Annotated in this window: 13 protein-coding genes and 1 pseudogene; 1 reads left to right on the top strand and 13 read right to left on the bottom strand. The window is 64.3% G+C overall.

Translation table 11 applies throughout. From position 1 onward, the window contains the following. Window positions 1–123: 123 nt before the first annotated feature. On the top strand, window positions 124–969 hold the full coding sequence (locus AMD14_RS10045; RefSeq protein WP_003486322.1) for an alpha/beta fold hydrolase: 846 nt from the start codon (window positions 124–126) through the stop codon (window positions 967–969). Window positions 970–1196: 227 nt separating this feature from the next. Here the strand turns inward: AMD14_RS10045 and AMD14_RS10050 are convergent, their stop codons facing one another. From AMD14_RS10050 to AMD14_RS10110, 13 genes and pseudogenes are all read right to left on the bottom strand, one after another. Then, on the bottom strand, window positions 1197–3482 hold the full coding sequence (locus tag AMD14_RS10050; RefSeq protein WP_040107611.1) for a sensor domain-containing protein: 2286 nt from the start codon (window positions 3480–3482) through the stop codon (window positions 1197–1199). Window positions 3483–3560: 78 nt separating this feature from the next. Continuing rightward, window positions 3561–4637 (bottom strand): protein-glutamate methylesterase/protein-glutamine glutaminase, encoded by a 1077-nt coding sequence (locus tag AMD14_RS10055; protein ID WP_003486327.1) that lies wholly within the window; start codon window positions 4635–4637, stop codon window positions 3561–3563. Beyond that, complete coding sequence (cheD, locus tag AMD14_RS10060; protein ID WP_003486330.1) at window positions 4634–5230, bottom strand: chemoreceptor glutamine deamidase CheD; 597 nt, start codon at window positions 5228–5230, stop codon at window positions 4634–4636. Before cheD ends, AMD14_RS10055 begins: the two co-directional genes overlap by 4 nt. A gap of 2 nt (window positions 5231–5232) precedes the next feature. Continuing rightward, window positions 5233–6093 carry a CheR family methyltransferase gene (locus tag AMD14_RS10065; RefSeq protein ID WP_005914920.1) on the bottom strand — a complete coding sequence of 287 codons (861 nt, stop codon included), beginning with the start codon at window positions 6091–6093 and terminating at the stop codon, window positions 5233–5235. Window positions 6094–6340: 247 nt separating this feature from the next. Further along, the gene (locus AMD14_RS10070) at window positions 6341–8596 is read right to left on the bottom strand and encodes a methyl-accepting chemotaxis protein (protein WP_011051209.1); all 2256 of its coding nucleotides are present in this window, start codon (window positions 8594–8596) and stop codon (window positions 6341–6343) included. A 584-nt stretch (window positions 8597–9180) separates the two neighbouring features. Then, window positions 9181–11655 (bottom strand): methyl-accepting chemotaxis protein, encoded by a 2475-nt coding sequence (locus AMD14_RS10075; protein ID WP_015463122.1) that lies wholly within the window; start codon window positions 11653–11655, stop codon window positions 9181–9183. 107 nt (window positions 11656–11762) lie between these two features. Continuing rightward, window positions 11763–14003 (bottom strand): methyl-accepting chemotaxis protein, encoded by a 2241-nt coding sequence (locus AMD14_RS10080; RefSeq protein ID WP_015463123.1) that lies wholly within the window; start codon window positions 14001–14003, stop codon window positions 11763–11765. A 189-nt stretch (window positions 14004–14192) separates the two neighbouring features. Then, a pseudogene (locus AMD14_RS25270) lies at window positions 14193–14484 on the bottom strand (hypothetical protein). A gap of 159 nt (window positions 14485–14643) precedes the next feature. Further along, on the bottom strand, window positions 14644–16755 hold the full coding sequence (locus AMD14_RS10090; RefSeq protein WP_040107750.1) for a methyl-accepting chemotaxis protein: 2112 nt from the start codon (window positions 16753–16755) through the stop codon (window positions 14644–14646). Between the two features lie 586 nt (window positions 16756–17341). Further along, window positions 17342–19600, bottom strand: coding sequence for a methyl-accepting chemotaxis protein (locus AMD14_RS10095; RefSeq protein ID WP_011051213.1), 2259 nt, complete (start codon window positions 19598–19600; stop codon window positions 17342–17344). A 449-nt stretch (window positions 19601–20049) separates the two neighbouring features. After that, window positions 20050–22308, bottom strand: coding sequence for a methyl-accepting chemotaxis protein (locus AMD14_RS10100; protein ID WP_015472224.1), 2259 nt, complete (start codon window positions 22306–22308; stop codon window positions 20050–20052). Window positions 22309–22528: 220 nt separating this feature from the next. Then, window positions 22529–24901, bottom strand: coding sequence for a methyl-accepting chemotaxis protein (locus AMD14_RS10105; protein ID WP_015463126.1), 2373 nt, complete (start codon window positions 24899–24901; stop codon window positions 22529–22531). Between the two features lie 13 nt (window positions 24902–24914). Next, window positions 24915–25676 (bottom strand): transporter, encoded by a 762-nt coding sequence (locus AMD14_RS10110; RefSeq protein ID WP_033482967.1) that lies wholly within the window; start codon window positions 25674–25676, stop codon window positions 24915–24917. Window positions 25677–25767: the final 91 nt, after the last annotated feature.

Consider the following 25767-nt stretch of genomic DNA (forward strand, 5'->3'; position numbering starts at 1 on the left):
TGTTGTGCATCACGATGCCCGGCGTTAACACAAATACCAGCTGACTGGATTGTGGCATTGCAACAAAAATCTGAAGTGCGCAGGTCTAGAGTCCGGCCGCTCTACCACTGCCCGTTGATGCCCATGCCCACTTGCACAATCTCCGGTCAAACCCTGCATTACACGCAACACGGCCGCGGTTTCCCGGTCTTGCTTGGCCACAGTTATCTCTGGGACGCTGCGATGTGGGAGCCGCAGATCCAGGCGCTCTCGCAGCACTACCAGGTCATCGTTCCCGAGCTGTGGGGGCATGGGCAGTCAGGTCCGTTGCCGCACGGCACGCAGCAGATCGGCGATCTTGCCCGGCACATGCTGGCCCTGCTGGACGCACTGAAGTTGCCGCAGTGCGCGGTGGTCGGCCTGTCGGTGGGCGGCATGTGGGCCGCCGAGCTTGCCCTGATGGCGCCGGAGCGCGTGTGCAGCCTGGTGTTGATGGACACCTTCCTGGGCGCCGAGCCAACCGCCACGCGTGCGCGCTATTTCGGCCTGCTCGATGCGATCGAGACGGCCGGGCAGGTGACGCCTGCGTTGATCGAGGCGATCGTTCCGATCTTCTTCCGCCCCGGCATCGATCTGAGATCGGCACTGCCGGCCGCCTTTGCGCAGCGTCTGGCTGCCATGTCGGCCGAGCAGTTGCGCGCATCCATCGTGCCACTGGGCCGGCTGATCTTCGGCCGAACCAATCGACTGGATGCCCTGTCTGGACTGGATCCGGCCAACACCTTCCTGCTCGGTGGCGCCGAGGATATTCCGCGCCCGCCCGAAGAGGTGTGGATGATGGCCGAGGCAATCTGCTGCGATTACGAGCTGATCCCGGACGCAGGACATATCGCCTCGCTGGAGAACCCGGCCTTCGTCAACGCGCAGTTGCTGGGATGGCTGAAGCGGACGGTGGGTGAGACCGAGGTGGAGCTGATGCGTGTGGGATGAGGGCGATGACCTCGCCTGGTGCCCGCGGGGCGGATGCGGGTACGGCATCGGCGCGCTGCGTGGTTGGCCGTACCCTCACCCCAACCCCTCTCCCGCGGGGAGAGGGGCTTAAAGCCCTCTTCCGTAGGGAAGGGCTTGCAGCGCTGCTCTCCTGCAGCAGGGAGGCTCGTTCCTTGTCACGCCATGGCCCGCCTTTCCTGGCTGGAAGGGAGTTCGAAGCTGCGCGATTACGGTTGCGCGTCCAGCCAGGCTTCCAGTGCCGGGGCGGGTAGGGGCCGCGAGAACAGATAGCCTTGCAGCACCTCACAGCCCAGGTCGGCGAGGAACAGGCGCTGCGCTTCGTTTTCCACACCTTCGGCGACCACGTGCTTGCGCAGGTGCTCGCCGATGCGCAATACCGAGGTGGTGAGCGCGCGCGCGTCTTCGCTGTGTTCGATATCGCGGACGAAGCTCATGTCCAATTTGAGTTCGTCGATCGGCAGGCGATGCAGATGGCTCAGGCTGGAATAGCCGGTGCCGAAATCGTCCAGCGACAGCGAGATGCCGGCTTCGCGAATGGCATGCAGGTTTTCCAATACGCCCGGTTGCCCGGACAGCATCACGCTTTCGGTCAGTTCCAGGGTCAGATCGGAGGGCTGTACGCCCGTCTCGGCGATGAGCCGGAGCAGATCCGACAGCATGCGCGGACTTTCGAAACCACTCGCCGACAGGTTCACCGACACGCGTGCGACCGGCACGCCACGCTGGCGCCAGTCGGCGACCTGCTGGCAGGCGCTGCGCAGGACCCACGCGTTGATCTGCGGCATCATGCCTTGTTCTTCGGCCACGGGCAGGAAGCGCGCCGGCGACACTGCACCCAACTGCGGGTGATTCCAGCGCAGCAGCGCTTCCACGCCATAGAGCGTGTGCGGCGCGGCGCTGTGCATCTGCGGTTGGTAATGCAATTGCAGTTGATCGCGGTCGATGGCCTGACGCAGTTCCGCTTCCAGCGCAACGCGTTCTTGCGCCATGCGGTTCATGTCGGAACTGAAGAAACGGAAGCGCCCACCGCCTTCCTTCTTGGCGCGATTCATCGCCAGATCGGCGTGGCGCAGCAGGATGTTGATGTCTTGGCCATCCTCGGGAAACATCGCCACGCCGATACTGGCCGACGAATGCACGGTCATGTGGCCGACCGGCAGGGGGCTGGCGATGCTGACCAACAAACGCTCGGCGGCGGCACTGGCCTGCTCTGCGCTGCATTGCGGCAGCGCAAGCGCGAATTCGTCGCCGGAGAGTCGCGCCAGCATCGCCGTGGCGGCGACCTGGTCGTTGACGCGCAAGGCGATATCGCGCAGCAGCCCATCGCCTGCGGCGTGTCCCTGGCTATCGTTGATGAGCTTGAAGCGATCGATGTTGATGAACATCAACGCGGCCGGTTCGCCTGCGTATTCGGCCTGCGTCAGCGCCTGCTCGGCACGCGCGCTGAACATGATGCGGTTGGGCAGGCCCGTGAGCGTGTCGTAGAACGCCAGTTGATGCACGCGCTGGCGGATCTGCTCGCGTTCCAGCGCCAAGGTGCACAGCTGCTGGCACAAATCGGTGAGCCGCATATGCCAGGCATCGGCACGTTGCGGCTTGCGGTAATACAGCGCGAAGGTGCCAAGCACGCGCGCGCTGTTGGAGCGGATCGGCGTGCTCCAGCAGGCGCGCAGGCCCCAAGGCAAGAGGGTGTCGCGATACGCCTCGAACAATGGGTCGGTGGCGATGTCTTCCACCATCACCGCGCGACCGCGCCAGGCCGCGGTGCCGCAGGCGCCTGTGCCCGGGCCGATCTTCAAGCCGTTGACCGCATCGGCGTATTCGGGCGGCAGGCTGGGCGCAGCCAGCGAATGCAGGCGACCTTGATTGTCCGCACTCATCACCGTGGCCAGCACGTCCGGTGCGATGCGTTCGACCTCGGTGCAGATCAGCGTCATCACCTCGATCAACGGGCGTTCCTGCACCAAGGCTTCCAGCACGCGGTGCTGCAATACCTCGTGCATCTTGGTGTCGGTGATGTCGGTCAATACCGCCACGTAATGCGAGGGAGCGTGGTTGGCGTCGTAGATCGGGTTGAAGTTGAGCGAGATCCACAGCGGTGTGCCGTCCTTGCGATAGACCAGCAAGTCGGCGCGGGTGTGCTGCAAGGCATCGGCGCGATCGCGAACGCGGGCGACCTCGCTTTGGTCGCTTTGGGCGCGGGTCAAGACATCGGAGGGACGCAGACCGACCAGCTCGGCTTCGGTGTAGCCGAACATGCGCTGGAAGCCGTCGTTGGCGTACAGCAGGCGCGATTGCAGATCGCAGATGAGAATGGCGCTGCTGCTGCCATCGAGGGCTTCTGCGAGCAGGCGCGAACGGCGCTGCTCGGGCTGCTCGCCGGCCTTGGCCATGCCGGCGGTGACCGGGCCGGGCCTGACCAGACCAGCGCTTGGGGCGTTGGCATGGATTGGCTCAGCCGTCAGCGGCATGCCGTCCATCGCTGCATCCACGCCAGCGCCCGCCGCGCTTCCCGGTGCTGGAGGAAGCGTTTGGTTGGTCGGGTGCGAGGGATGCGCGGCCATGCCGGATCAGCGCGCCTGCGCCGACAATGCGAGCAAGCGCTCGGCTACGCGGTCCAGCGGCACCACTTCCTGTGCGGCGCCAAGCTTGTACGCCGCACCGGGCATGCCCCAGACCACGCTGCTGGCTTCGTCCTGCACCAGCGTCGGCGCGCCGGCCTGCAGCATTTCCAGCAGGCCGCGTGCGCCGTCGTCGCCCATGCCGGTGAGGATGGCGCCCACCGCATTCGGGCCGGCATTGGCGGCAACGGAACGAAACAGCACGTCCACTGCCGGTTTGTGGCGATTGACCGGCGGGCCGTCGTCGATACGGCAGCGCCAACGCGCTCCGTCGCGAATGATGCGCAGATGCTGGCCGCCCGGCGGCAGATACGCATGACCTGGCAGGATCGCCTCGCCATCGGTGGCTTCGCGTACCGACATGGCCGAATGGCGGTTGAGGCGCTCGGCGAATGCGGTGCTGAAGCTGGCAGGCAGATGCTGGGTCATCACCACCGCGGGCGCATCGGCGGGCATGTGTTCGAGCACCACGCGCAGCGCTTCGGTACCACCGGCGGAGGCGCCGATGGCGATCAAACGGTCGGTCGTGCGAAAGCGCAGCGCGCTGCCGGCCACCGGTGCCGATTGCATATCCAGCGTGACTTTGGGCGCGCTCGGGCGATTGAGTGCGCTGACCTTGGCCTTGGCGGCCATTTTGACCTTGCTGACGATCTCTTCGGCGTAGCCTTCCAGCCCGCGTGCAACGTCGATCTTGGGCTTGGACACGAAGTCCACGGCGCCCAGCGACAAAGCCTGCAAGGTGGTGTCGGCGCCGCGCTCGGTCAGCGATGAAATCATCACCACCGGGGTAGGGCGCAGGCGCATCAGGTTTTCCAGAAACACCAGGCCGTCCATGCGCGGCATTTCCACATCCAGCGTGATGACGTCTGGATTGAGGCGCTTGATCTTTTCGCGCGCCAGCAACGGGTCGGCGGCCGAGCCGACCACTTCGATGCCGGCGTCGCGCGACAAAATTTCGGTGAGCATCTGACGCACGACCGCCGAATCGTCGACGATCAATACACGCACAGGAGTTTCCAGCGTCATTCGAACAACTCCACTCCACCGGTGACCGGTGCTTTGGACAGACGGGCGCGCACGGCCGATTCGGTGGCGGCGACTTCGGCTTCGTGTGCGTGCGGCAAACGCTGCACGACGACGCGGCCAGTCGTCGCGAAGAACCACACCTTGCGCGGATGGATGCCACACAGGTCTTCAGCGATGATGGGAATATGTTCGGCCTGCAGGTACTGGCGCACGAACTCGGCGTTGCGGGTGCCGACCGGGTTGCTGGTGAAGCCCTTCAACACGTTGGCGCCACCGAAGACCTTGGCTTCGATGCGTTTGCGGTGCGCGCCGCGCTTGAGCATGTCGTTGATCAGCAGCTCCATGGCATAACTGCCGTAGCGCGTGGGTGCGCCATCGCCGACCTGGCCTTCCGGCAGCAGAAAGTGGTTCATGCCGCCGATCTTGAGCACCGGGTCGCGCAGGCAGGCTGCAACGCACGATCCCAAGGTGGTCGTCAACGCGGTGTCGTCGTCCACCACCAGGTATTGGGTGGGCAGCAGTTTGGCGGCAATGGTCTGGAACCGCGAATCGCGGTAGCGCATGACGTCGTCGACTTGCACGGCAGTACTCATGCTCACGCTCCTGCGCGCGGTGCGCGCCGATACAGCGTGCGCCCGCACGGCTGGATCAGATCGGCCGCGTGCAGGTAGTTCTCCGAATGCCCGGTGTAGAGCAGGCCGTCGTCGCCCATGTGGCTGACCAGGCGCGACAGGATGCCGCGCTGGGTGGGCTTGTCGAAGTAGATCATCACGTTGCGGCAGAACAGTGCCGCATACGGACCGCCGACATCGTAACGCGGCGCCAGCAGATTCAACTGGCGGTATTCGATGAGCTGGCGCAACGCCGGAATGACCCGACATTTGCCTTCATTGGGGCCGCTGCCGCGCTGGAAATACTTGCGCTTGATCGCGGCATCCAGCGAGGCGACGCGGTCGATGGCATACACGCCGCGCGATGCGGTTTCCAGTACCTGGGTGTCGACGTCGGTGGCGACGATGCTCACTGGCGGGGTCAGCGTGCCGAAGGCTTCGCAGGCGGTAATGGCGATGGAATAGGGCTCCTCGCCGGTGGAGGCGGCGCACGACCAGATCTTCAACGGCGCCTGCGAGGCGCGCTTTTGCAGTTCTTCGCGCAGCTTGTCGAAATGGTGCGGCTCGCGGAAGAACGAGGTCAGGTTGGTGGTCAGCGCATTGGTGAATGCCTGCCATTCTTCTTCATCGTTGCCGGCTTCGAGCTGGTCGAGGTAATCGCGGAACGAGCGCAGGCCGAGCACGCGCAGACGACGCGACAGGCGGCCATACACCATGTCGCGCTTGGCTGGCGCCAATGCGATGCCCACACGCTGGTAGATCAGGTCGCAGACGCGCTTGAAGTCGCGGTCGCCGAAATCAAATTCGCGTGTGTCTGAAGCGGAAGTCGTAGTCGTCATATCCATACGCGTCGTTAGCTATAACTGGATATCGGCCACGGAGCCGCGCAACTGAAGCGCCAATGCGTGGATCGGACGCGGTTGTGTTCGCTACCTCGTCCGATGGGGACGGCGGCTGTTGATGGGATGCTTGGAGGGCAAAGACGCCCCATCGGCGTGCTGCCGCATCGTACGCGCGAGGACCAGCGTCGGTGCCTGGCCTAAATGCACAACGCCCCGGCAATGCCGGGGCGTTGTGGGTGACAGCGGTGAATCAGAACTCTTGCCAGTTACCGTCGGCCAGCGCGGCCTGGGATGTGGCTGGCCGTGAGGCGCTCGCTGCTGCGCGCGCTACCGGCCTGGCGGCGCTTTTCACTGCAACCGGGCGCGAGGTGATCGGGCGTACGCGTGCGCTCTGCGGCGCCTGCGCAGCCGAGTCGTCCAGCTTGAACACCGACACCGCTTCGGCCAGATGACCTGCCTGCTCTTCCATCGAGCGGGCGGCGGCAGTGGCTTCTTCCACCAGCGCGGCGTTCTGCTGGGTGGCTTCGTCCATGTGGGTGACGGTCTGGTTGACCTGTTCGATACCCGCGTACTGCTCCTGCGAGGCCGAGGAAATCTCGCCCATGATGTTGGTGACGCGCTGCACGCTGGCGACGATCTCGGCCATGGTGGTGCCGGCCTGATCGACCAGGGTTGCGCCTTGCGTGACCTTTTCGACCGAGTCGTCGATCAGGTGCTTGATCTCCTTGGCGGCACCGGCCGAACGCTGCGCCAGCGTGCGGACTTCAGACGCGACCACCGCAAAACCACGGCCCTGTTCGCCGGCACGCGCCGCTTCCACTGCCGCGTTCAAGGCCAGGATATTGGTCTGGAACGCGATGCCGTCGATGACGCTGATGATCTCGGCGATCTTCTTGGACGAGCCCTGGATGTCGGACATGGTGGTGACCACCTTCGCCACCACGTCGCCGCCTTGCGAGGCGACCGCAGCGGCGCCAATGGCGAGCTGGTTGGCCTGGCTGGCGTGTTCGGCGTTCTGCTTGACGGTGGAGGTGAGCTCTTCCATCGAGGCCGCGGTTTCTTCCAGGTTGGCGGCCTGCTGTTCGGTGCGCTGCGACAGATCCTGATTACCGGAGGCGATTTCGCCCGAGGCCAGACCGATCGCATCGGCCGCGATCTGGATGCGGCCGACGATGCTGGCCAGTTGTTCGGCGGTGGCATTGGCATCGTCGCGCATCTGCGCGAACACGCCCCGGTATTGGCCGCTCATGCGCGCGGTGAGGTCGCCGGCAGCGATCGACTGCAACAAGGCCGAGAGCGATTGCAGGTTGCCGTCGGCGGTGGCCATCAAGGTGTTGAGGCTTTCCACCATGATGCGGAAATCGAACTGGAACTGCTCGGCATCGCCGCGCGCGGTGAAGTCGCCATTGGCCGCAGCCTGCGCCAGCTGCTTGATCTCGGTGTTCATGGTCGACAGGTTGTGCTTGACCTGGTTCATTGCCGCGGTGATGGCCGCCTTCTCGCCGGGCAACTGCTGCATGTCTTCGGACAGGTCGCCGATGGCATAACGCTCGATCAGGTGGATGGTCTGCATCTTGACCTTGATGTGCGCGGCCACCAGCTCGTTGGTGTCATGGGCCATGCGGCCGAAATCGCCCGGGAATGCGCCGGCATCCATGCGGAAGCTGATCTGGCCTTCTTCATGGCGCTTGGCCATGCCCAGCTGTGCGGCAATCAGATTGCGCAGCTGGCCCTGCATGTCGTTCATGGCATGCAACAGGCGACCGGTCTCGTCGTTGAAGTTCGCGCTGACGTCGTTGTCCAGTTTGCCTTGGGCAATGGCTTCGGCGGCGCGCGTGGCGCGTGTCAGCGGAACCACCAGGCTGCGCGTGATCAACCAGGCGAGCACGCTGCTGATCAGCACCACCGCCAGGCCGCCACCAATCAACATGGCACGACCGCGGGCCATCGCCGTGGTGGCCAGCGCATTGGCCTCCTGGGCGCGTTGGCGCTGCAGCGCCGAATATTCCAGCAGCGTGTCCTGCCATGCCTGCGTGGCGGGTGCGGCACGTTGCAACAGCAAAGGCAGGGCCTGGTCCGCCTTGCCGGCAAGACCCAGGTCGATCACCTGCTGGTTGAGCGCGCGGGCGGCCTTGTTGTTGGCATCGATCCTCTCACGCAGCGCCTGGGCGGCAGGCGTTGCCGAGAAGGTGTAGAGCTTCTCGCGTGCATCCTTGTAGATGCTGCGCTGGTCTTCGATGATCGCAGCGAAGCGACGATTCTCCGCATCGCTGGTCGGCAACACGATGTTGCGTAGCTGCACGGCAATCACCGACACCGCGTTGTTCATTTCCTGCAACCGCTGGACGATCACCATGTTGCGGTTGGTGAGCGTGTCAAGGGTCTGGCGCGCCTGCGCCAGCGTGTACAGGCCAGCCACGACCAGGGCGCAGGACAGCAGGATCAGCGTGCCGAAGGCGAAGCCCAGGCGCTTGCCGACGTTGTAGCGTTGAAGAAGAGCAATCATGGTTGGGATCTCGAGAGCGATGGGCAGGAAAGAGGCAATGCGCTGGGCGGGGAGGCGTACTGGGTACGCTGGTGGCGCCGAAGCGGGCGTGCGTCGAACCGATCCATCGAGCGTTGCGACATCTAAAGGGTCGTGACGCTGGCGATTGCAGGGCAGGTACGCGTGCTTGGGGTTGGTAACGGCACCGTGTCGGTGCTGCTGAACTCGCTAGGCCAGGCGCGTATGGGTCGGCGTCACCGAGGTGAGGCTGGTGTGCACAACCGCCTGGAAATGCCTGTCAAAAGAGGCATCTCAGTGAATCCAAAGACTCGTGCTTTCACTTCTTGCTCACGCGCCTGACCGTCGCTCAGCCCTTCGAAATCCAAAGCGGCTTGGCGTCTGGCGTGTACCTGCGCCATCGCGCAGGGCTGATCGACGCCTGCGTGCGTGTCGTAGAGTTCTGCTGATCGCACTGGGCAAAACGCATGCGCGTTAGCGATGTGCGGAGTTGCGCCGTTGCCTGATCGATGCGGGCAGCGGGCAGTCACTAAGGTGGGACGCATGCGTGCGCGCAGCGTCCCAGGGCAGATCGACCGCCGGTCGCTCTAGGCAGCGTGGCCCAGGCGGCGACGCGCAGGCCCAGCCTGCAACTGGAACACAGAGACCGCATCGCGCAATTGCTGCGCCTGTTCTTCCATCGAACGGGCGGCGGCGGTGGCTTCTTCCACCAGTGCGGCGTTCTGCTGGGTGGCCTGATCCATCTGCGCGATGGTCTGGCCGACCTGTTCGATGCCTTGCGACTGCTGCTGCGAGGCCTCGCTGATCTCATGCATGATGGTGGTGACGTTCTGCACCGAGTCGACGATGTCCTGCATGGTGCGACCGGCCTGGCCCACCAACTGGTTGCCGTGTTCGACCCGGCTGACCGAGTCCTCGATCAGTTGCTTGATCTCTTTTGCCGCACCGGCCGAGCGCTGCGCCAGCGTGCGCACTTCGCTGGCCACGACTGCAAAGCCGCGGCCCTGTTCGCCGGCGCGCGCCGCTTCCACCGCGGCGTTCAAGGCCAGGATATTGGTCTGGAAGGCGATGCCGTCGATCACGCTGATGATGTCGGCGATCTTCTTGGATGCAGCCTGGATGCCGGCCATGGTGCCAACGACCTCACCCACTACCGCACCGCCTTGCGAGGCGACCGTGGCCGCACCGACCACCAACTGGTTTGCGCGGCGCGCATGCTCGGCGTTGTTGCGCACGGTGGAGGTGAGTTCTTCCATCGAGGCAGCGGTTTCTTCCAGATTGGCCGCTTGCTGTTCGGTGCGTTGCGACAAATCCTGATTGCCGGTGGCAATTTCGCTGGCGGCGTCGTTGATGGCATTGGTGGACTGCTGGATGCGCCCGACGATATTGGCCAGCTGGGTCACGGTAGTATTGGCATCGTCGCGCATGCGCGCGAACACGCCGTGGAAGTCGCCGTGCATGCGGGCGGTGAGGTCGCCCGCCGCGATCGCCTGCAATACCGTCGAGAGCGCGTGCAGATTCGCATCGGAGGTGGCCATCAATTGATTGAGGCTGTCCACCATCGCGCGGAAGTCGTACTGGAAGCGCTGTGCGTCGCCGCGCACGCTGAAATCGCCATTGGCTGCGGCCTGCGCAAGCAGCTTGATCTCGCTGTTCATCGCCGACAGGTTGGCCTTGACGGTATCCATGGTGTCGGTGAACACCGCCTTTTCGCCAGGCAGGCGCTCCATGTCCTGGCTCAGGTCGCCGATGGCGTAGCGCGACATGATCTGCGCAAGTTTCATCTTGACTGCAATGTGCGAGCCCACCAGCGCGTTGGTGTCGCGCACCATGGTGGCGTAGGCACCGGGGAAACTGTCTGCCTGCATGCGGTAGCTGATCTGGCCGGCGTCGTGGCGCTGCGCCATTTCGCTTTGCGCGCTGAGGACGCGCTGCAGTTGCCCTTGCATCTGGCGCATGGTGTCGAGCAATTGACCGGTTTCGTCGCGGCCGGCGGCACTGACCTGATCGTCCAGCTGGCCCTGCGCGATATTGGCTGCCACCGTCGCGGCGCGGCGCACATTGCGGGTCAGGCGCGACAAGGTATACCAGCACAGGGCGGCGATCAGCAGCGCCAGCACCGACAGGCCGGCGATCGCTTGCCACATCGCGTTGCGTGCGTCGACCAGGTGGCGCTCGGATTGCCGCTGCAGCGCCTGCAGGGACACGTTGCTGAGGTCCCGCATGCTCTGGCCAAGCGCATCGAGTGCGGCATTCCACTGCGCGTCGGCCTTGGCATCGCTGCCCTCCAAGGCGGTACCCAGTGCGGCCAGTGCGGCGCGTGACTGGGTGGCTTCGACCTTGGCGGCATCGGCCAGGGCAGGGTCGGGCTGCTCCAGCAGGCCCATCGCCTTGTCCAGCTCATGGCGGAAACGCACATGGTTTCGGGCAAGTTGATCGAGCTGCTCGCGCAGCATGGCGCGGCTGTCGCCCGCCTGCGAGGGGTCGCTGGCGGCGTCCAGACGGGTCAGCGATTCGGTGGTCTCGGGGCTGTAGATCAGCGTGGAGACCACCAGGTGATAGCTCTCGATGTACGGGGTGTAGACCAGCTGGCTGTCGTCGCGTAATGCATCGAGCGCGGCAAAGGCCTGTTCGCTCACGGCGGCGTAGCCTTCCGCGGCGGCACCGGCAACATGGCGCTGCTGCAGGGCCAGCAATTGCTTCTGGCTGCGTTCGAAGCCGGGAAGCTTGGCCGTGGTGGCGAGCAGTTGGGTGAGATCGCGCTCGGCGCGCTGGGCGGCGTCTTTGGCGGTGCTGCCGCTATCTACGTGGGCTGCGTGCAGGTCGGTGATCAGGCCCAGCATTTGCCCAAGCGGCGCATAGCTGCGCAATTCGTTGCTGCTGATGGCGACGCTTTCGTTGAGCTTGCCGCGATAGAGCAGCACCGGAATGACCAGCCCCACCAACGCAAGCACGCCGATGATGCCGAGTTTTCTGGCGATGGCCAGGTCGTCCCAACGGCGGGTCCAGCGGCGTGGGGACGCTGGAACGGTCTGCGGCGACAGCGTGGGTGAGGTGGTCATTGATGCGTCTCATGGATGTAAGCAGGCTATCGGCTAACGACGCGTACGCCTTTAGCGGGTCGGCAGCGCTGCCGACCAGTCCGGTTCAGTCAGTGCTGGCGATCTGTTCAGAACTCCTGCCAGCTGCTGTCGTTGCCTGGCGCAGCGACCACGGCGCGCAGCCTGGGGGCAGGAGCGCGGCCGGCTGCCACCGCCTTGGCCGCAAGCGCCGGCGTTGCTGCCGGGCGTCGTGATGCTGCACGCGATGCGTCGTTGCTGTCGGTCTTGAAGACCGCCACTGCCTCGGTCAATCCGAGCGCCTGTTCTTCCAGTGCGCGGGCGGCGGCGGTGGCTTCTTCCACCAGTGCGGCGTTCTGCTGGGTGGTTTCGTCCATCTGGGTGACGGTCTGGTTGACCTGCTCGATGCCGGCCGACTGCTCCTGCGAGGCCGCGGAGATCTCGCCCATGATGTCGGTGACGCGCTGCACGCTGGACACGATCTCGGCCATGGTGGTGCCGGCGCTGTGCACCAGCAGCGAGCCTTCGGCGACGCGTTGCACCGAATCGTCGATCAGGCTCTTGATCTCCTTGGCCGCGGCGGTGGAGCGCTGCGCAAGCGTACGCACTTCGCTGGCCACCACGGCAAAGCCGCGGCCTTGTTCGCCGGCACGCGCCGCTTCCACCGCGGCGTTGAGCGCCAGGATGTTGGTCTGGAACGAGATGCCATCGATGACGCTGATGATATCGGCGATTTTCTTGGACGAAGACTCGATCCCGCTCATGGTCTCGACCACCTTGCCGGCGATCTCGCCGCCTTGCGACGCAACGCGGGCGGCGCCGATGGCGAGCTGGTTGGCCTGGCGTGCGCTTTCGGCGTTCTGCTTGACGGTGGAGGTGAGCTCTTCCATCGAGGCAGCGGTCTCTTCCAGGTTGGCGGCCTGTTGTTCGGTACGCTGCGACAGATCCTGGTTGCCGGCGGCGATTTCGCCGGTGGCCGCGCCGATGTTGCCGGCCGCGCCCTGGATCCGCACCACGATACGCGTGAGCTGTTCGGTGGTGGCGTTGGCGTCGTCGCGCATCTTGGCGAACACACCGTGGAAGTTGCCGTGCATGCGGGCGGTGAGATCGCCGGCGGCGATGGACTGCAACAGCGCCGACAAGCTGCCCAGGCTGGTGTCGCTGACCTCCATCATCGCGTTGAGGTCCTGCACCATGCGCAGGAAATCGTGCTCGAACCGCTGCGCATCGCCGCGTGCGCTGAAGTCGCCGGCAGCCGCCGCGCTGGCCAGGCGCTGGATCTCGGTGTTGATCGCCAACAGGCTGGTTTTGGCCGCATCCATCGATTCGTGCAGCACCGCGCGGCTGCCCGGCAGGCGCCGTGCATCGCGGCGCAGATCGCCACGGGCGTATTCGTTGAGCACTTCGACGGCATCGACGATGGCGTCCAGGTGCTCGAACATCATGGTGTTGATGCCCTTGCTCAAGTCGCCATACACGCCGGGGAAGTCCTGCGGCATGCGGTGGCTGATGTCCTTGTCGGCGTGCAGCTCGATCATCCGCGCGGTTTCGCTGGAGAAACGTTGCAACTGCGTCTGCATCTTGGCCATGGCGCTGAGCAGCCGGCCGGGCTCGTCGGTGGCGGTGGTATGCACATTGCTATCCAGGCGGCCCTCGGCGATGGCCTCGGCGGCACGGGTGGCGCGGTTCAAGGGCTGGGTCAGGCTGCGGGTGATCAGCCAGGCCAGCAGGCCGCTGATCACGACGACCGCAATGCCGCCGGCGATCAGCAACGCCCGGCCATAGTCCATGGCGGTATTGGCATCGTCATAAGCCGCGGCGCCACGGCTGCGCTGGCGCGCAGCGTACGCATCGAGTGCGGCCTGCCATTGTTGGTTCGCCGGTACCGCCTGCTGCATCAACACCTTGAGTGCCTCATCAGGCTTGTAGTTCAAGCCCAGGTCCATGACCTGCTGATTGGCGATACGCGCTTTTTCGCGCGCAATATCAATCTGCCGACGCATCTCCGCGCCGGCAGCGTTGGACGGCGGGCGTGCGTAGAGCTTTTCGCGGTTTTGGTTGTAGTTCTGCCGCTGTTCCTCGATCACCTTGGCAAAACCGAGGTTTTCTTCCTGCGTGGTCGGCAGCACGATGTTGCGCAGATTGATCGCAATAGCTGCACTGGCGCTGCGCATCTCGCCGACATATTCGAGGATCGCCATATTGTGCTTGACGATCGACTCCATGCGCCCACGCGCTTGCGCCAGGGTCATCAGGCCAGCGGCCACCAGGCCGCAGGACAGCAGGATCAGGAAGCCGAACGCAGCGGAAAGGCGGGTGCCGACGTTATAGCGCTGGAGAAAGCCGATCATGAAACATACCTGCCGGAAAGGAGGAGAAGGAGGCGGTTCGAGGCAAACGGCGGCGGCCTCGCGATCACGGTCGGCACCCGCTGCAAGCGGGGGACGGCCGCGTGACGCCTTGCGCTGGTAGCCCGCGTCGGCTCCGTCCCGATTGCAGGGCAGGTAGCGGCGACTCGGTCGTATACTTGAGCTCGCTATTTAGCGTTTGTTATAGCTGGCATCGTCACGGAAGCAGGCAGCAACGTTTGCCGATGCACGGCCATACCGCGTGAGATGCAGTGGCGATGAACGCGCGTGCGCAGGGAAGGGCGCCCGACGTGCATGCCGGTCGTGGCGGCGTTGCCGCCGTGCGACTGGTGTTCCAGTTGCTCTTTGGGAAGCGACCGATCAGAAAATGGGCAAGCTGGCCGACGCGTGCCGGCGGCATCGACTGCAGGCGAGACTCGCCTCGGCGGTTCGACGTCATCCAGGGCGCATCAGTCTGGCCCATCGCCAGCGGCTACCATCAATGCAATGAGGGCCCGAGCTAGCGCATGCGGGTTGCATGTGCTTGGTCGGGCCCTGCGTGTTGCAACGACCGATGTGTGGAGCGGTCGCCTGGCGCAGATGGCATCGGTGAATATTCCCCGCCGATGCCAGTGCGTGCTGGTCAGAACTCCTGCCAGCTGGTCTCGACGGTCGTCGATGCAGCGACCGCGCGCGGCTTGGCGGCAGCGGTGCCGCCGATCGAGGTCAGCTTGGCGCGCACGGCGGGCGCGGCCTTGGCGACCGATGCCGTGCGGACAGTGCTGGCGGTGCCTTGCTCGGTCTTGAAGACCGCCACGGCCTCGGTCAATCCGATCGCCTGTTCTTCGAGCGAACGCGCGGCGGCAGTGGCTTCTTCCACCAGCGCGGCGTTCTGTTGGGTGGTTTCGTCCATCTGGGTGACGGTCTGGTTGACCTGTTCGATGCCAGCCGACTGTTCCTGCGAAGCGGCGGAGATCTCGCCCATGATGTCGGTGACCCGCTGCACGCTGGTCACCAGCTCGCTCATGGTCCTGCCTGCGGTATTGACCAGCACCGAACCGGCGGCCACACGTTCGACCGAGTCGGCGATCAGGTCCTTGATCTCCTTGGCGGCGCCGGAAGAGCGCTGTGCCAGCGTACGCACTTCAGAAGCCACCACGGCGAAGCCGCGGCCTTGCTCGCCGGCACGCGCCGCTTCCACCGCGGCGTTCAAGGCCAGGATGTTGGTCTGGAAGGCGATGCCGTCGATGACGGAGATGATATCGGCGATCTTCTTCGACGAGGCCTCGATGCCGGCCATGGTCTCGACCACCTGGCCGGCGATCTCGCCGCCCTGCGTGGCCACGCTGGCCGCGCCGATGGCGAGCTGGTTGGCCTGTCGTGCGCTTTCGGCGTTCTGCTTGACGGTGGAGGTGAGCTCTTCCATCGAGGCGGCAGTTTCTTCCAGGCTGGCGGCCTGCTGTTCGGTGCGCTGCGACAGGTCGCTGTTGCCGGCAGCGATTTCGCTGGCAGCGCCCTTGATCGAGATGGCCGAGGCCTTGATGCCGGTGACGATTTCGGCCAGCTGCACGGCGGTGGCATTGGCATCGTCGCGCATCTGCGCGAACACGCCGTGGAATTCACCGCTCATGCGGGCGGTGAGGTCGCCGGCAGCGATCGCCTGCAACAAGCCCGAGAGCGACTGCAGGTTGCCGTCGGCGGTGGCCATCAAGGTGTTGAGGCTTTCCACCATCACGCGGAAGTCGTGCTGGAAGTTTTCCGCATCGCCGCGGGCGCTGAAGTCGCCATTGGCGGCGCATTGGGAAAGATGCTTGATGGCGTGATTGACCGAAGACAGGTTGCCCTTGACCTTGGCCATGGTGTCGCTGAGCACGGCCTTGTCGCCGGGCAGGGCTTCCATGTCTTCGCGCAGGTCGCCGATCGCGTATTGGCCCATGATCTGCGCCAACCGCATCATCACGGCCACATGCGAGGCGGCCAGGTCGTTGTTGCCGCGCACGATGGTGGCGTAGTCGCCAGGAAACGCTGCGTCGTCCAGGCGGAAATTCAGCTCGCCCTGATCGTGCCGGCGCTTCATTTCCTGCTGGCCGTGCAAGACCTTCTGCAACTGCTGCTGCATCTTGCTCATGCTGGAGAGCAGGCGACCGGTTTCATCGGTGCCGCTGCTGTCCACGCTGACCGACAGATTGCCAGCGGCGATGGAATCGGCCACGTGCGAGGCGGTGCCCAGGCGATTGACCAGGCGACGACGGATCAACCAGCCGCTGGCCAGCGCCACCAGCACGGCGATGCCGCTGCCGATGATCATCGACCAACGGTTGCTGGCCTTCGCGGCCTTCAATGTTGCGCTGCGCTTGACCAGCAATTGGTTTTCCTGCGCTTCGAAGTCGACCAGCAGCTGACGGATCTGCCCCATCGCCGCACGTTCATGGCCGGCCTTGAATTGCGTCAGCAGCGCGGACAGCTCGGTGTCGCTGCTTTTGCCACGCAGCGCGATCAGGTTGTCCTCAAAGCCCATGAACTGCTCATACGCCGCATGCAGGCGCTGCAGGCGTTCCTGCTGAACCGGGTTGTCGGCGGTCAACGTCTTGGCGTTGGTGAATTCCTGTTCGAACTGCACCTTGCCGTTGTTGTACGGTTTGAGATGCGTTTCCTGCCCGGACAGCATAAAGCCGCGCGCACCGGTCTCGATATTGACCGTGGCAATGGACATGGCGCGGCCGGTGCCGATGACCTGATAGGTGTGGTCGTTCATGGCCACCGCGTCCGACAGCTGGGACTGCCCACGTAGCCCCACCGTTGCGACGATCAAAAGCACAAGAACAACTGTGCCGAAGCCCAGTGCCAGTTGTGTCGAAAGACTTAGCTGTTTCATCGAATGTGCCTTGAGCTGGTGACAATCTGAGTAGTGGGAGCCATCCGTTCGGCCCCCCGTGATCGGCCGTGTGGTGGCGCGGTGCAGTGAGGCGTTTTCGCGCTCGCATGCGTGCCTCGTTGCTGACATAGCTAGCGGCGCTACCGCTCGCGACTGAAGGGCCTCGTCACAAATTGATCACGCGGTTTCGATGGCATTTATGTTCGAAACCGGGTTCTGACGATGCAGCCTGTTGGTAATCGCAACTTGGTCTGCTGAAGCGCGTCCCAAGGCCGGCGCAGGGCGTCAGTGCAGGCTCTGCCTGTGGCCCAATGAAAGCGTTCGGGCGCGTGCGCAAGACGTCGCTGCCATGCTGCAGTGTCGGGCGCGATGCCCGCCGATGCGCCTCGTGCTAGAAGTACCGCCCATAAAGAGACACCGCGCTCGCCAGCGAACGCGGTGTCTAGGTGCAGTCTCTGGGCCGATATTAGAACTCGGCCCAATTGGATGCCTCGGATGCGACCGACGCAACAGTGGGGCGTGCCGTCGGGCGTGCGACATGCGGCTTGATCGTCGGCTTGTTGACCGCAACCGGACGCTTGGCGGCAATCTGGCGCACCGCCGGCGTGGTGCGGGTCATCGCTCCTGCGTCGGCCGATAGCCGAAACAGCGCCACCGCTTCGGTCAGTTGCTGGGCCTGTTCTTCCATTGCGCGTGCCGCGGCGGTGGCTTCTTCCACCAGCGCGGCGTTCTGCTGGGTGGTTTCGTCCATGCTGGTCACGGTCTGGTTGACCTGCTCGATCCCGGCCGACTGCTCCTGCGAGGCCGCAGAAATCTCGCCCATGATGTCGGTGACGCGCTGCACGCTGGCCACGATCTCGCCCATGGTGGTGCCGGCGCTGTGCACCAGCACCGAGCCTTCGGCCACCCGCTGCACCGAGTCGTCGATCAGGTCCTTGATCTCCTTGGCCGCGCCCGAAGAGCGCTGTGCCAGGGTGCGCACTTCCGAGGCGACCACCGCAAAGCCGCGGCCCTGTTCACCGGCGCGTGCCGCTTCCACGGCCGCGTTCAAGGCCAGGATATTGGTCTGGAAGGCGATGCCGTCGATGACGGAGATGATGTCGGCGATCTTCTTGGACGAAGCTTCGATCCCGCTCATGGTGCCGACCACCTTGCTGACGATCTCGCCGCCCTGCGAGGCCACGCTGGCCGCGCCGATGGCGAGTTGGTTGGCCTGGCGTGCGCTTTCGGCGTTCTGCTTGACGGTGGAGGTGAGCTCTTCCATCGAGGCCGCGGTTTCTTCCAGGTTGGCGGCCTGCTGTTCGGTGCGCTGCGACAGGTCCTGATTGCCGGCGGCGATTTCGCTTGCCGCACCCCTGATCGACGTGGCCGAGGCCTTGATGCCGCTGACGATCTCGGCCAGCTGGGTGGCGGTGGCATTGGCATCGTCGCGCATCTGCGCAAACACGCCATGGAACTCGCCACTCATGCGTGCGGTGAGGTCGCCGGCAGCGATCGACTGCAACAAGCCCGAGAGCGATTGCAGGTTGCCATCGGCGGTGGCCATCAAGGTGTTGAGGCTTTCCACCATCACCCGGAAGTCGTACTGGAAACGCTCGGCATCGCCGCGGGCACTGAAGTCGCCATTGGCCGCCGATGTGGCCAGGTGCTTGATCTCGGTATTCATTGCCGACAGGTTGAATTTGACCTGCGCCATGGTGTCGGTGAGCACGGCCTTTTCGCCGGGCAGCTTGTCCATGTCCTCGCTGAGATCGCCGATGGCGTAGCGGCCCATGATCTGCGCAAGCTTCAGTTTCACCGCGATATGCGATGCGACCAGATTGTTGGTATCGCTTGCCATGCGGCCGTAGTCGCCTGGGAACGCATCGGCATCGATGCGGTAGCTGATCTGGCCTTCATCATGGCGCCGGGCCATGTCGGTCTGCGCGCTCAGCAGATTGCGCAACTGTTGTTGCATCTTGCTCATCGCCTTGAGCAGGCGCCCGGCCTCGTCGTTGAACTGGGTATCGACATCGTTATCCAGCCGGCCGCCGGCGATGGATTCTGCAGCGCGGGTCGCGCGGCTCAACGGCTGGGTCAGGCTGCGGGTGATCAGCACGCCCAGGGCGCCGCTCAGCAGCACGACCAGCAGCGAACCGCCGATCAGCAACTTGCGCGACTCGTCCATGGACTGCAGCGCAGCAGCGGAGGCGTCGCCCGCCAGCTTGTTCTGCAATGCGATGTTTTCTGCGATCTTGTCCTGCCACTGCTGCATCGCCGGTGCAGCCTTGGTCAGCAGCAAGGGCAGGGCGTCGTCGCTATGGCCAGTCATCACCAGCTCGATGACCTTGTCGTTCAAGCCCTTGACGATCTCTCGGCGGCGATCGATTTCTGCACGAATTTCCTTGCCTTCTTCCGAGGGCGGGGTTGCGTACAGGGCCTCGCGTGCCTTGACGTAGTCTGCACGGGCATTCTTGATGTTTTCGATAAACTTGAGATTGTCCTCGTTGGAGGTCGGCAACACGACATTGCGAATCTGCGTGGCAATGACGGAGTTGGCATTCATCATGGTGTTGGACAAGCGGATTTTCACCATGTTCTGATTAACCAGGTGATCCACCAGCGCACGCGACGCGCTCAGGCCACGATAGCCGATAAAGGCAATCAGCCCCGACAGCACGATAAGAACGGCGAAGGCGGCGGCCAGTCGTGGGCCGACGTTATAACGTTGGAGAAGGTTAGTCATGGCTGGTTCCTTGGACGCGTTGAGCAGCGGGAAGAGCGATACGCTGACGGCAGCGATACTCGCCTGACCTGTCGCTATGTGCTGTAACGGCGCCCACGTATATTCTCTGAATACCTCGATATCTAAAAAATATAACTCAAGTTAGGCTTGTGAAATAAGCCGATGATTTATTGAATCGAATCCATCAAAATAGCCCATGGATAATGCGAGCTCTACTGATCATTCATTTTTTACATTTATAAAATGTATCCGGATAATCCATTTTGACGTGCCGATGGGTTTATTCGATCTGGCGACGCAATAAAAAAGCCGCGCTCCAGAAAGCGCGGCTTGCATGGCGGCGACTATTTCAGCCGTGCGGGATGTTCGACTCGATGACCGGCACGCTGCGAACAGCTGCCCCGGCGCCGGTCGCGCCCACCTGGCGGCGAGCGCAGCCGTCTCGCCGCTTAGAACTCGGACCAATCGGATTCGTTGGACGGTGCCACTGCTGCTGCGGCACGGCCCGCCGGGCGCGCAGCATGCGGCTTGCTGGCCGGCATGCTGGCAGCAACCGGGCGCTTGGCGGCGATGTGGCGCACCACCGGCGTGGCACGGGTTACCGCTTCCAGCTCGGCCGAGAGGCGGAACTGCGCCACCGCTTCGGTGAGCTGCTGCGCCTGCTCTTCCATCGAGCGTGCTGCGGCGGTGGCTTCTTCCACCAACGCGGCGTTCTGCTGGGTGGCCTCGTCCATGTGGGTGACGGTCTGGTTGACCTGCTCGATGCCGGCCGACTGCTCCTGCGAGGCGGCAGAAATCTCGCTCATGATGTCGGTGACGCGCTGCACCGAGGAGACGATCTCGGCCATGGTGCTGCCGGCCTGATTCACCAGTGCCGAGCCTTCGGCTACCTTGCTGACCGAGTCGTCGATCAGGCCCTTGATTTCCTTCGCTGCACCGGCCGAACGCTGCGCCAGCGTGCGCACTTCCGAGGCCACCACGGCAAAGCCACGGCCCTGCTCGCCGGCGCGCGCCGCTTCCACCGCGGCATTCAAGGCCAGGATGTTGGTCTGGAACGCGATGCCGTCGATGACGCTGATGATCTCGGCGATCTTCTTGGACGAGGTTTCGATGCCGGACATGGTGGTGACCACCTGGCCGACCACGTTGCCGCCGTGCGATGCCACGCCTGCCGCGCCGATGGCGAGCTGGTTGGCCTGACGCGCGTGCTCGGCGTTCTGCTTGACCGTGGAGGTGAGCTCTTCCATCGAAGCGGCGGTTTCTTCCAGGTTGGCCGCCTGCTGCTCGGTGCGTTGCGACAGGTCGTTGTTGCCGGCGGCAATCTCGCCGGCGGCCGTGTTGATGGCCAGGGTGGAGTGCTTGATGCGGCCCACGATGTCGGTCAGGCGCTGGGTGGTCGCATTGGCGTCGTCGCGCAGACGTGCGAATACCCCGTGGAATTGCCCGTCCATGCGCGCGGTCAGGTCGCCATCGGCCACCGCGCCGAGCAGCTGCGACAGCTTGCCCAGGTTGCGGTCGCTGACTTCCATCATCGAGTTCAGATCCGACACCATCACGGCGAAGTCGTACTTGAAGCGCTGCGCATCGCCACGCGCACTGAAATCGCCGGAGGCGGCCGCCTGCGCCAGATGCTTGATCTCGGTGTTGATCGACAACAAGCTGGCCTTGGCTGCATCCATTGCCTCATGCAGCACCGCGCGGCTGGCGGGCAGGCGACGCGCATCTTCGCTAAGGTCGCCCTGGGCGTATTGATTGAGGATGCGCACTGCATCGACGATGGCATCGAGATGCTCGAAGATCATCGTATTGATGCCGGTGGCAAGGTTGCCGTAGACACCGGGAAAATCTTCCGGCATGCGGTGGGTGATGTCTTCGGCAGCATGCAGGTGCGACATGCGCGCGGTTTCGTCGGAGAAACGGCGCAGCATCTGGGTCATGCCACCAGTGGCATCGAGCATCTGGCCGATCTCGTCCTTGCTGGTCTTGCCGACCTGCACGCCCAGATCGCCGCGCGAAACCGCCCGGATGGCGCCCAGTGCCTTGGCGATCGGGCTGGTGATGCTGCGCGCGATCAACCAGCCGAAGGTCACCGACAAGGCGGCCATCAACAAGGTGCCGATCAGCAGCACTGCGCTGGTCAGCTTGAACGAGCTGGCGCTGGCACTCACCATGTCGCCCAGCGCCTTGGACTGCTGTGCATACAGCTTGTCCACCGAGGCGAACAGTTCCTTGCGGATCTCGCCCGATTGCTTGCGCGAAAACTCCATCGCGGCGGCGCGGTCGGGCTCCGCATAGAGCTTGCGCAGTTGCTGGTTGGCCGCGAAATAGCGTGCGCTGGCATCGGTCAGCTTGTCGTACTCGGCTTTCAACGGCGAGGCCGCATCGATCTTGGCGTCCAGCTGCTTCTGGGTATCGGCGTACTTGGCCTGGATTTCATCCATGCGCTTGAAGAAATACGCGTAGCGCTCCGGGTCTTCCAGATTGAGGAACTGGCCCACTTCGTAGACGCGGAATTCGCCGGCAAAACCGCGCAACTCGGACAGGCGGCTCAACACCGGCACCACGTCCTGGTTGATCAAGGTGGTTTCGCTCTGCATCTGCTTCATGCGCGAAAAACCCAAACCGCCCAGTAATGCGGTGAGCACGGCGCTCAGACAGAAGGCAAACATCAGTTTGCGGCGAATCGGCCAGTCGTTGAACTTATTCATCACTTGCTCCGGAGCATTGCCTGACGGCGTTATCCAGCACGCTAACGGCCGAAACGCCACATTCTTTAATTGTGAAGTATTAATGCGTACGCAAACGCCTGCCGATTCCGGCCAACGCTGCAATACAGCTGTCGCGGCGATGGGGCCGGGTCGCAGGGCCGCTAAACAGCGCTATGCGTCACTGCGCCATATCCAGGCCGCAGTTGCAGAGCGGCCTTGCTCAGAAGTCCTGCCACTGGCCGTCGTTGCCGGCGGTGGCCGCGGGTGCGTTCACTGCCGGCTTGCGTGCGCCCGGCGCACGCGTGCTGGTCTTGCTTGCCCGGGCAACTGCGACGACGGCGGCCTTTTTGGCCGCAGGCGTTGCAGCCTGCGACGGCGGCGCATCGGCCAGGGTAAAGCGCGACACTGCGTGCGCCAGCTGGCTGGCCTGGTCTTCCATGGTGCGCGCAGCGGCAGTGGCTTCCTCCACTAACGCGGCGTTCTGCTGGGTCGCTTCATCCATCTGGGTGATGGTGAGGTTGACCTGCTCGATGCCCGACGACTGTTCTTGCGACGCGGCAGCGATCTCGCCCATGATGTCGGTGACGCGCTGCACGCTGGCAACGATGTCGGCCATGGTGGTGCCGGCCTGATGCACCAGCTGCGATCCCTCGGCGACCTTGCTCACCGAATCGTCGATCAAATGTTTGATCTCTTTTGCGGCACCGGCCGACCGCTGCGCCAGCGTGCGCACCTCGGAGGCCACAACGGCAAAACCCCGGCCCTGTTCGCCGGCACGCGCCGCTTCCACGGCGGCGTTGAGCGCCAGGATGTTGGTCTGGAACGCGATGCCATCGATGACGCTGATGATCTCGGCGATCTTTTTCGATGAAACTTCGATGCCGGACATGGTGGTGACCACCTGCGCCACCACCGCGCCGCCCTGCGAAGCCACGTCAGCCGCACCGATCGCCAGCTGGTTGGCCTGGCGTGCGCTCTCCGCATTCTGCTTGACGGTGGAAGTGAGTTCCTCCATCGAGGCGGCAGTCTCTTCCAGATTGGCCGCTTGTTGTTCGGTGCGCTGCGACAGGTCGTTGTTGCCGGCGGCAATTTCGCTTGAGGCAGTATGAATGCTGCCGGCGGCCTGCTGGATACGCCCGATCACCAGTGCCAGTTGCTCGGCGGTGGTATTGGCGTCGTTGCGCATCGTGGCGAAGACGCCATGGAAATCGCCCTGCATGCGCGCACTCAAGTCGCCGTCGGCCAGTGCGCTGAGCAGGCGCGACACTTCGGCGATGCTGACCGCGTTGGCATCGAGCAAGGCATTGAGCTGTTGCGCCAGTTGCAGGAAAAAGCCCTGCTTTCCGGCACTGTCGATGCGCTTGGAAAGATCGCCGGCAGCGGCGCTACGCACCACGTCGGCAACGTCGATTTCCACGCGCGCCTCGGCCGTGCGGTCGCGCCACTCGCAGACGAAGCCCAGATGCGCGCCGGTCTCGTCGCGAATTGCCGAAACGTTCTGTGCGATGCAGGTGCTGCGGTACTGCACCTCGCGTTGGGCAGCGCCCTGGCGGTCCAGACGCTGATAGATCTCTGCGTCCTGTGCGTTGCCCACTTCCAGCAGCGAGACCGGCTGGCCGACCAGGTTGGCCGTGCGATGGAACGCAGGCGCGCAGGCCTGAATATCGTCCGCGTAGGTGTGCAGCAGGTCTTGCAGCGCACCATTGGTGTAGATGATGGTGAGATCCGGGTCGGCGATGTACATGCCGGTGGATGCGTTATCCAATGCGGTACGGATGCGCAGGTTTTCGGCCGCGATGCTGCGCTCGCGCTCCAGGCGCTCGCGCAGGTCGCGCTGCATGCGCGCCAAGGCGGCCATCAGGCTGCGCGAGTGCTTTGCGGCGACCGGGATCGGTTGATCCAGGCAGCCTTCGGCGATGTGCTGCGCGGCCGCCATGGCCAGCTGCGGCTCGCCGCCAAGCAGGCCGAACACCGAGCGCAGGATCCAGCCGGCCGCCAGCGCCAGGCACACCAATGCCAGCACCACGGCACTGCCTTGCTGCCACATCACGCGGTGGCTGTCTTGCTCGGCCTGGCGGCGGCTGGCCTCGTTCAAGGCCAGGATGCGCTCGCTGATGGCGCCCATGCGGGTTTGAAGCTGGCCGAACTTGTCGTTGAAATCCGCGTAGGCCGCTGCGCTGTCCGCATGCGTTTCGGCAGCGTTCACCACGTGGTCGGCGGATGCGATATAGGCCTGCAATGCCGGCGTCACCGCGTCCAACTCGCCGCGCAATGCAGGGGCCAGCGGCAGTTTGCGGTTGGCTGCCAGCGACTCGCGGAATTCGCCAGCGTGTTCCCCCAATGCGGTGCGTGCGGCTGCAACCGCTTTATCGTCTTTCGTGGAGGCAGCAAGCAACGCCGCGGTGACATCGCCGCGCAGGGCGTCGTGCATCATGTCCGCCTGCATGTGGTTGCGCAGCGCGTCGGAGGAAATGACCTGTGCGGCAATCGCATCGAGCAGGCCGCGCTGGCCGTTATAGCCCACGCCACCAAGCGCGAGCAGCGCCAATGCGGCCACCAGCACCAGGACGCCCAGCATGTGCATGATCTTCATGGTGCAACCCGTGTCAGAAGCGGAAAGACAGGCCCACGCCGAGCGCGTGATCCGGTGAGCGGTCGTTGAGTCCGCGGCTGTAGACAGCGTCCAGTTGGACGTCGTTGCTCAGCAGCCAGGCCGAGCCGATATCGAGCAGGGCGACGGTGCCGCCATCGTCGCTGTTGGCGATCTGCGGCAACGCCACTTCGACGAACGAGCGCACGCGGTCGTTCCAGGCCTTGCCGAGAACGGCGCCGAAAATGCCGGCGGTATACCGGTTGCCCTGGCCATCGTCGTCCCAGATCACCCCGGGCATCATGCCCGCGGAAATGCTGTCGCTGAGCTCCCATTCGGCCACCAGCCGGAACGAGGGGCGGGCGCCATGGCCGCGCAATGCCTGCGCGCCGCTGGGCAGATCCACATGCAGCAACCAGGCCAGCGAGGTCTTGCCATCGTCGGAACTGGCCAGGTGATGCTTGATGCCGAGCGAGACGTCGGACATGCCGCTCACCTGCGCATCGCCAGGCAGGTCGATGCGCTGCCAGCCATCGGTTTCCATCCGCAATTCCCAGGTCTGGCCCAGGCCGTAGCGCAGCAGCGTGGGCGTGGAATATGCATCCACGGCGTCGTCGCGTTCCCACGCGACGCTGGTTTCCACCTGCACGCGGCGGTCGCCGACGGTGAGGCTGGATTCCACGAAATCCGGGCGGTCGGTCGCGATCGGGTCTTCAGCGCGGGCCTGACCCATCATACCCAACAGCACAAAACAGCTGGCGATAACAGACGGCTTCATGGCATCCCTTGCGTGGCAACCTGCGGGAACGAATATCCGGATGCATGCGTGGCTGTGCTGGCTGCAACAGCACGCATGCATTGCTGGACCG

The sequence above is a fragment of the Xanthomonas citri pv. citri genome (genome assembly GCF_000961215.1).
GTDB classification, from domain to species: Bacteria; Pseudomonadota; Gammaproteobacteria; order Xanthomonadales; family Xanthomonadaceae; genus Xanthomonas; species Xanthomonas cissicola.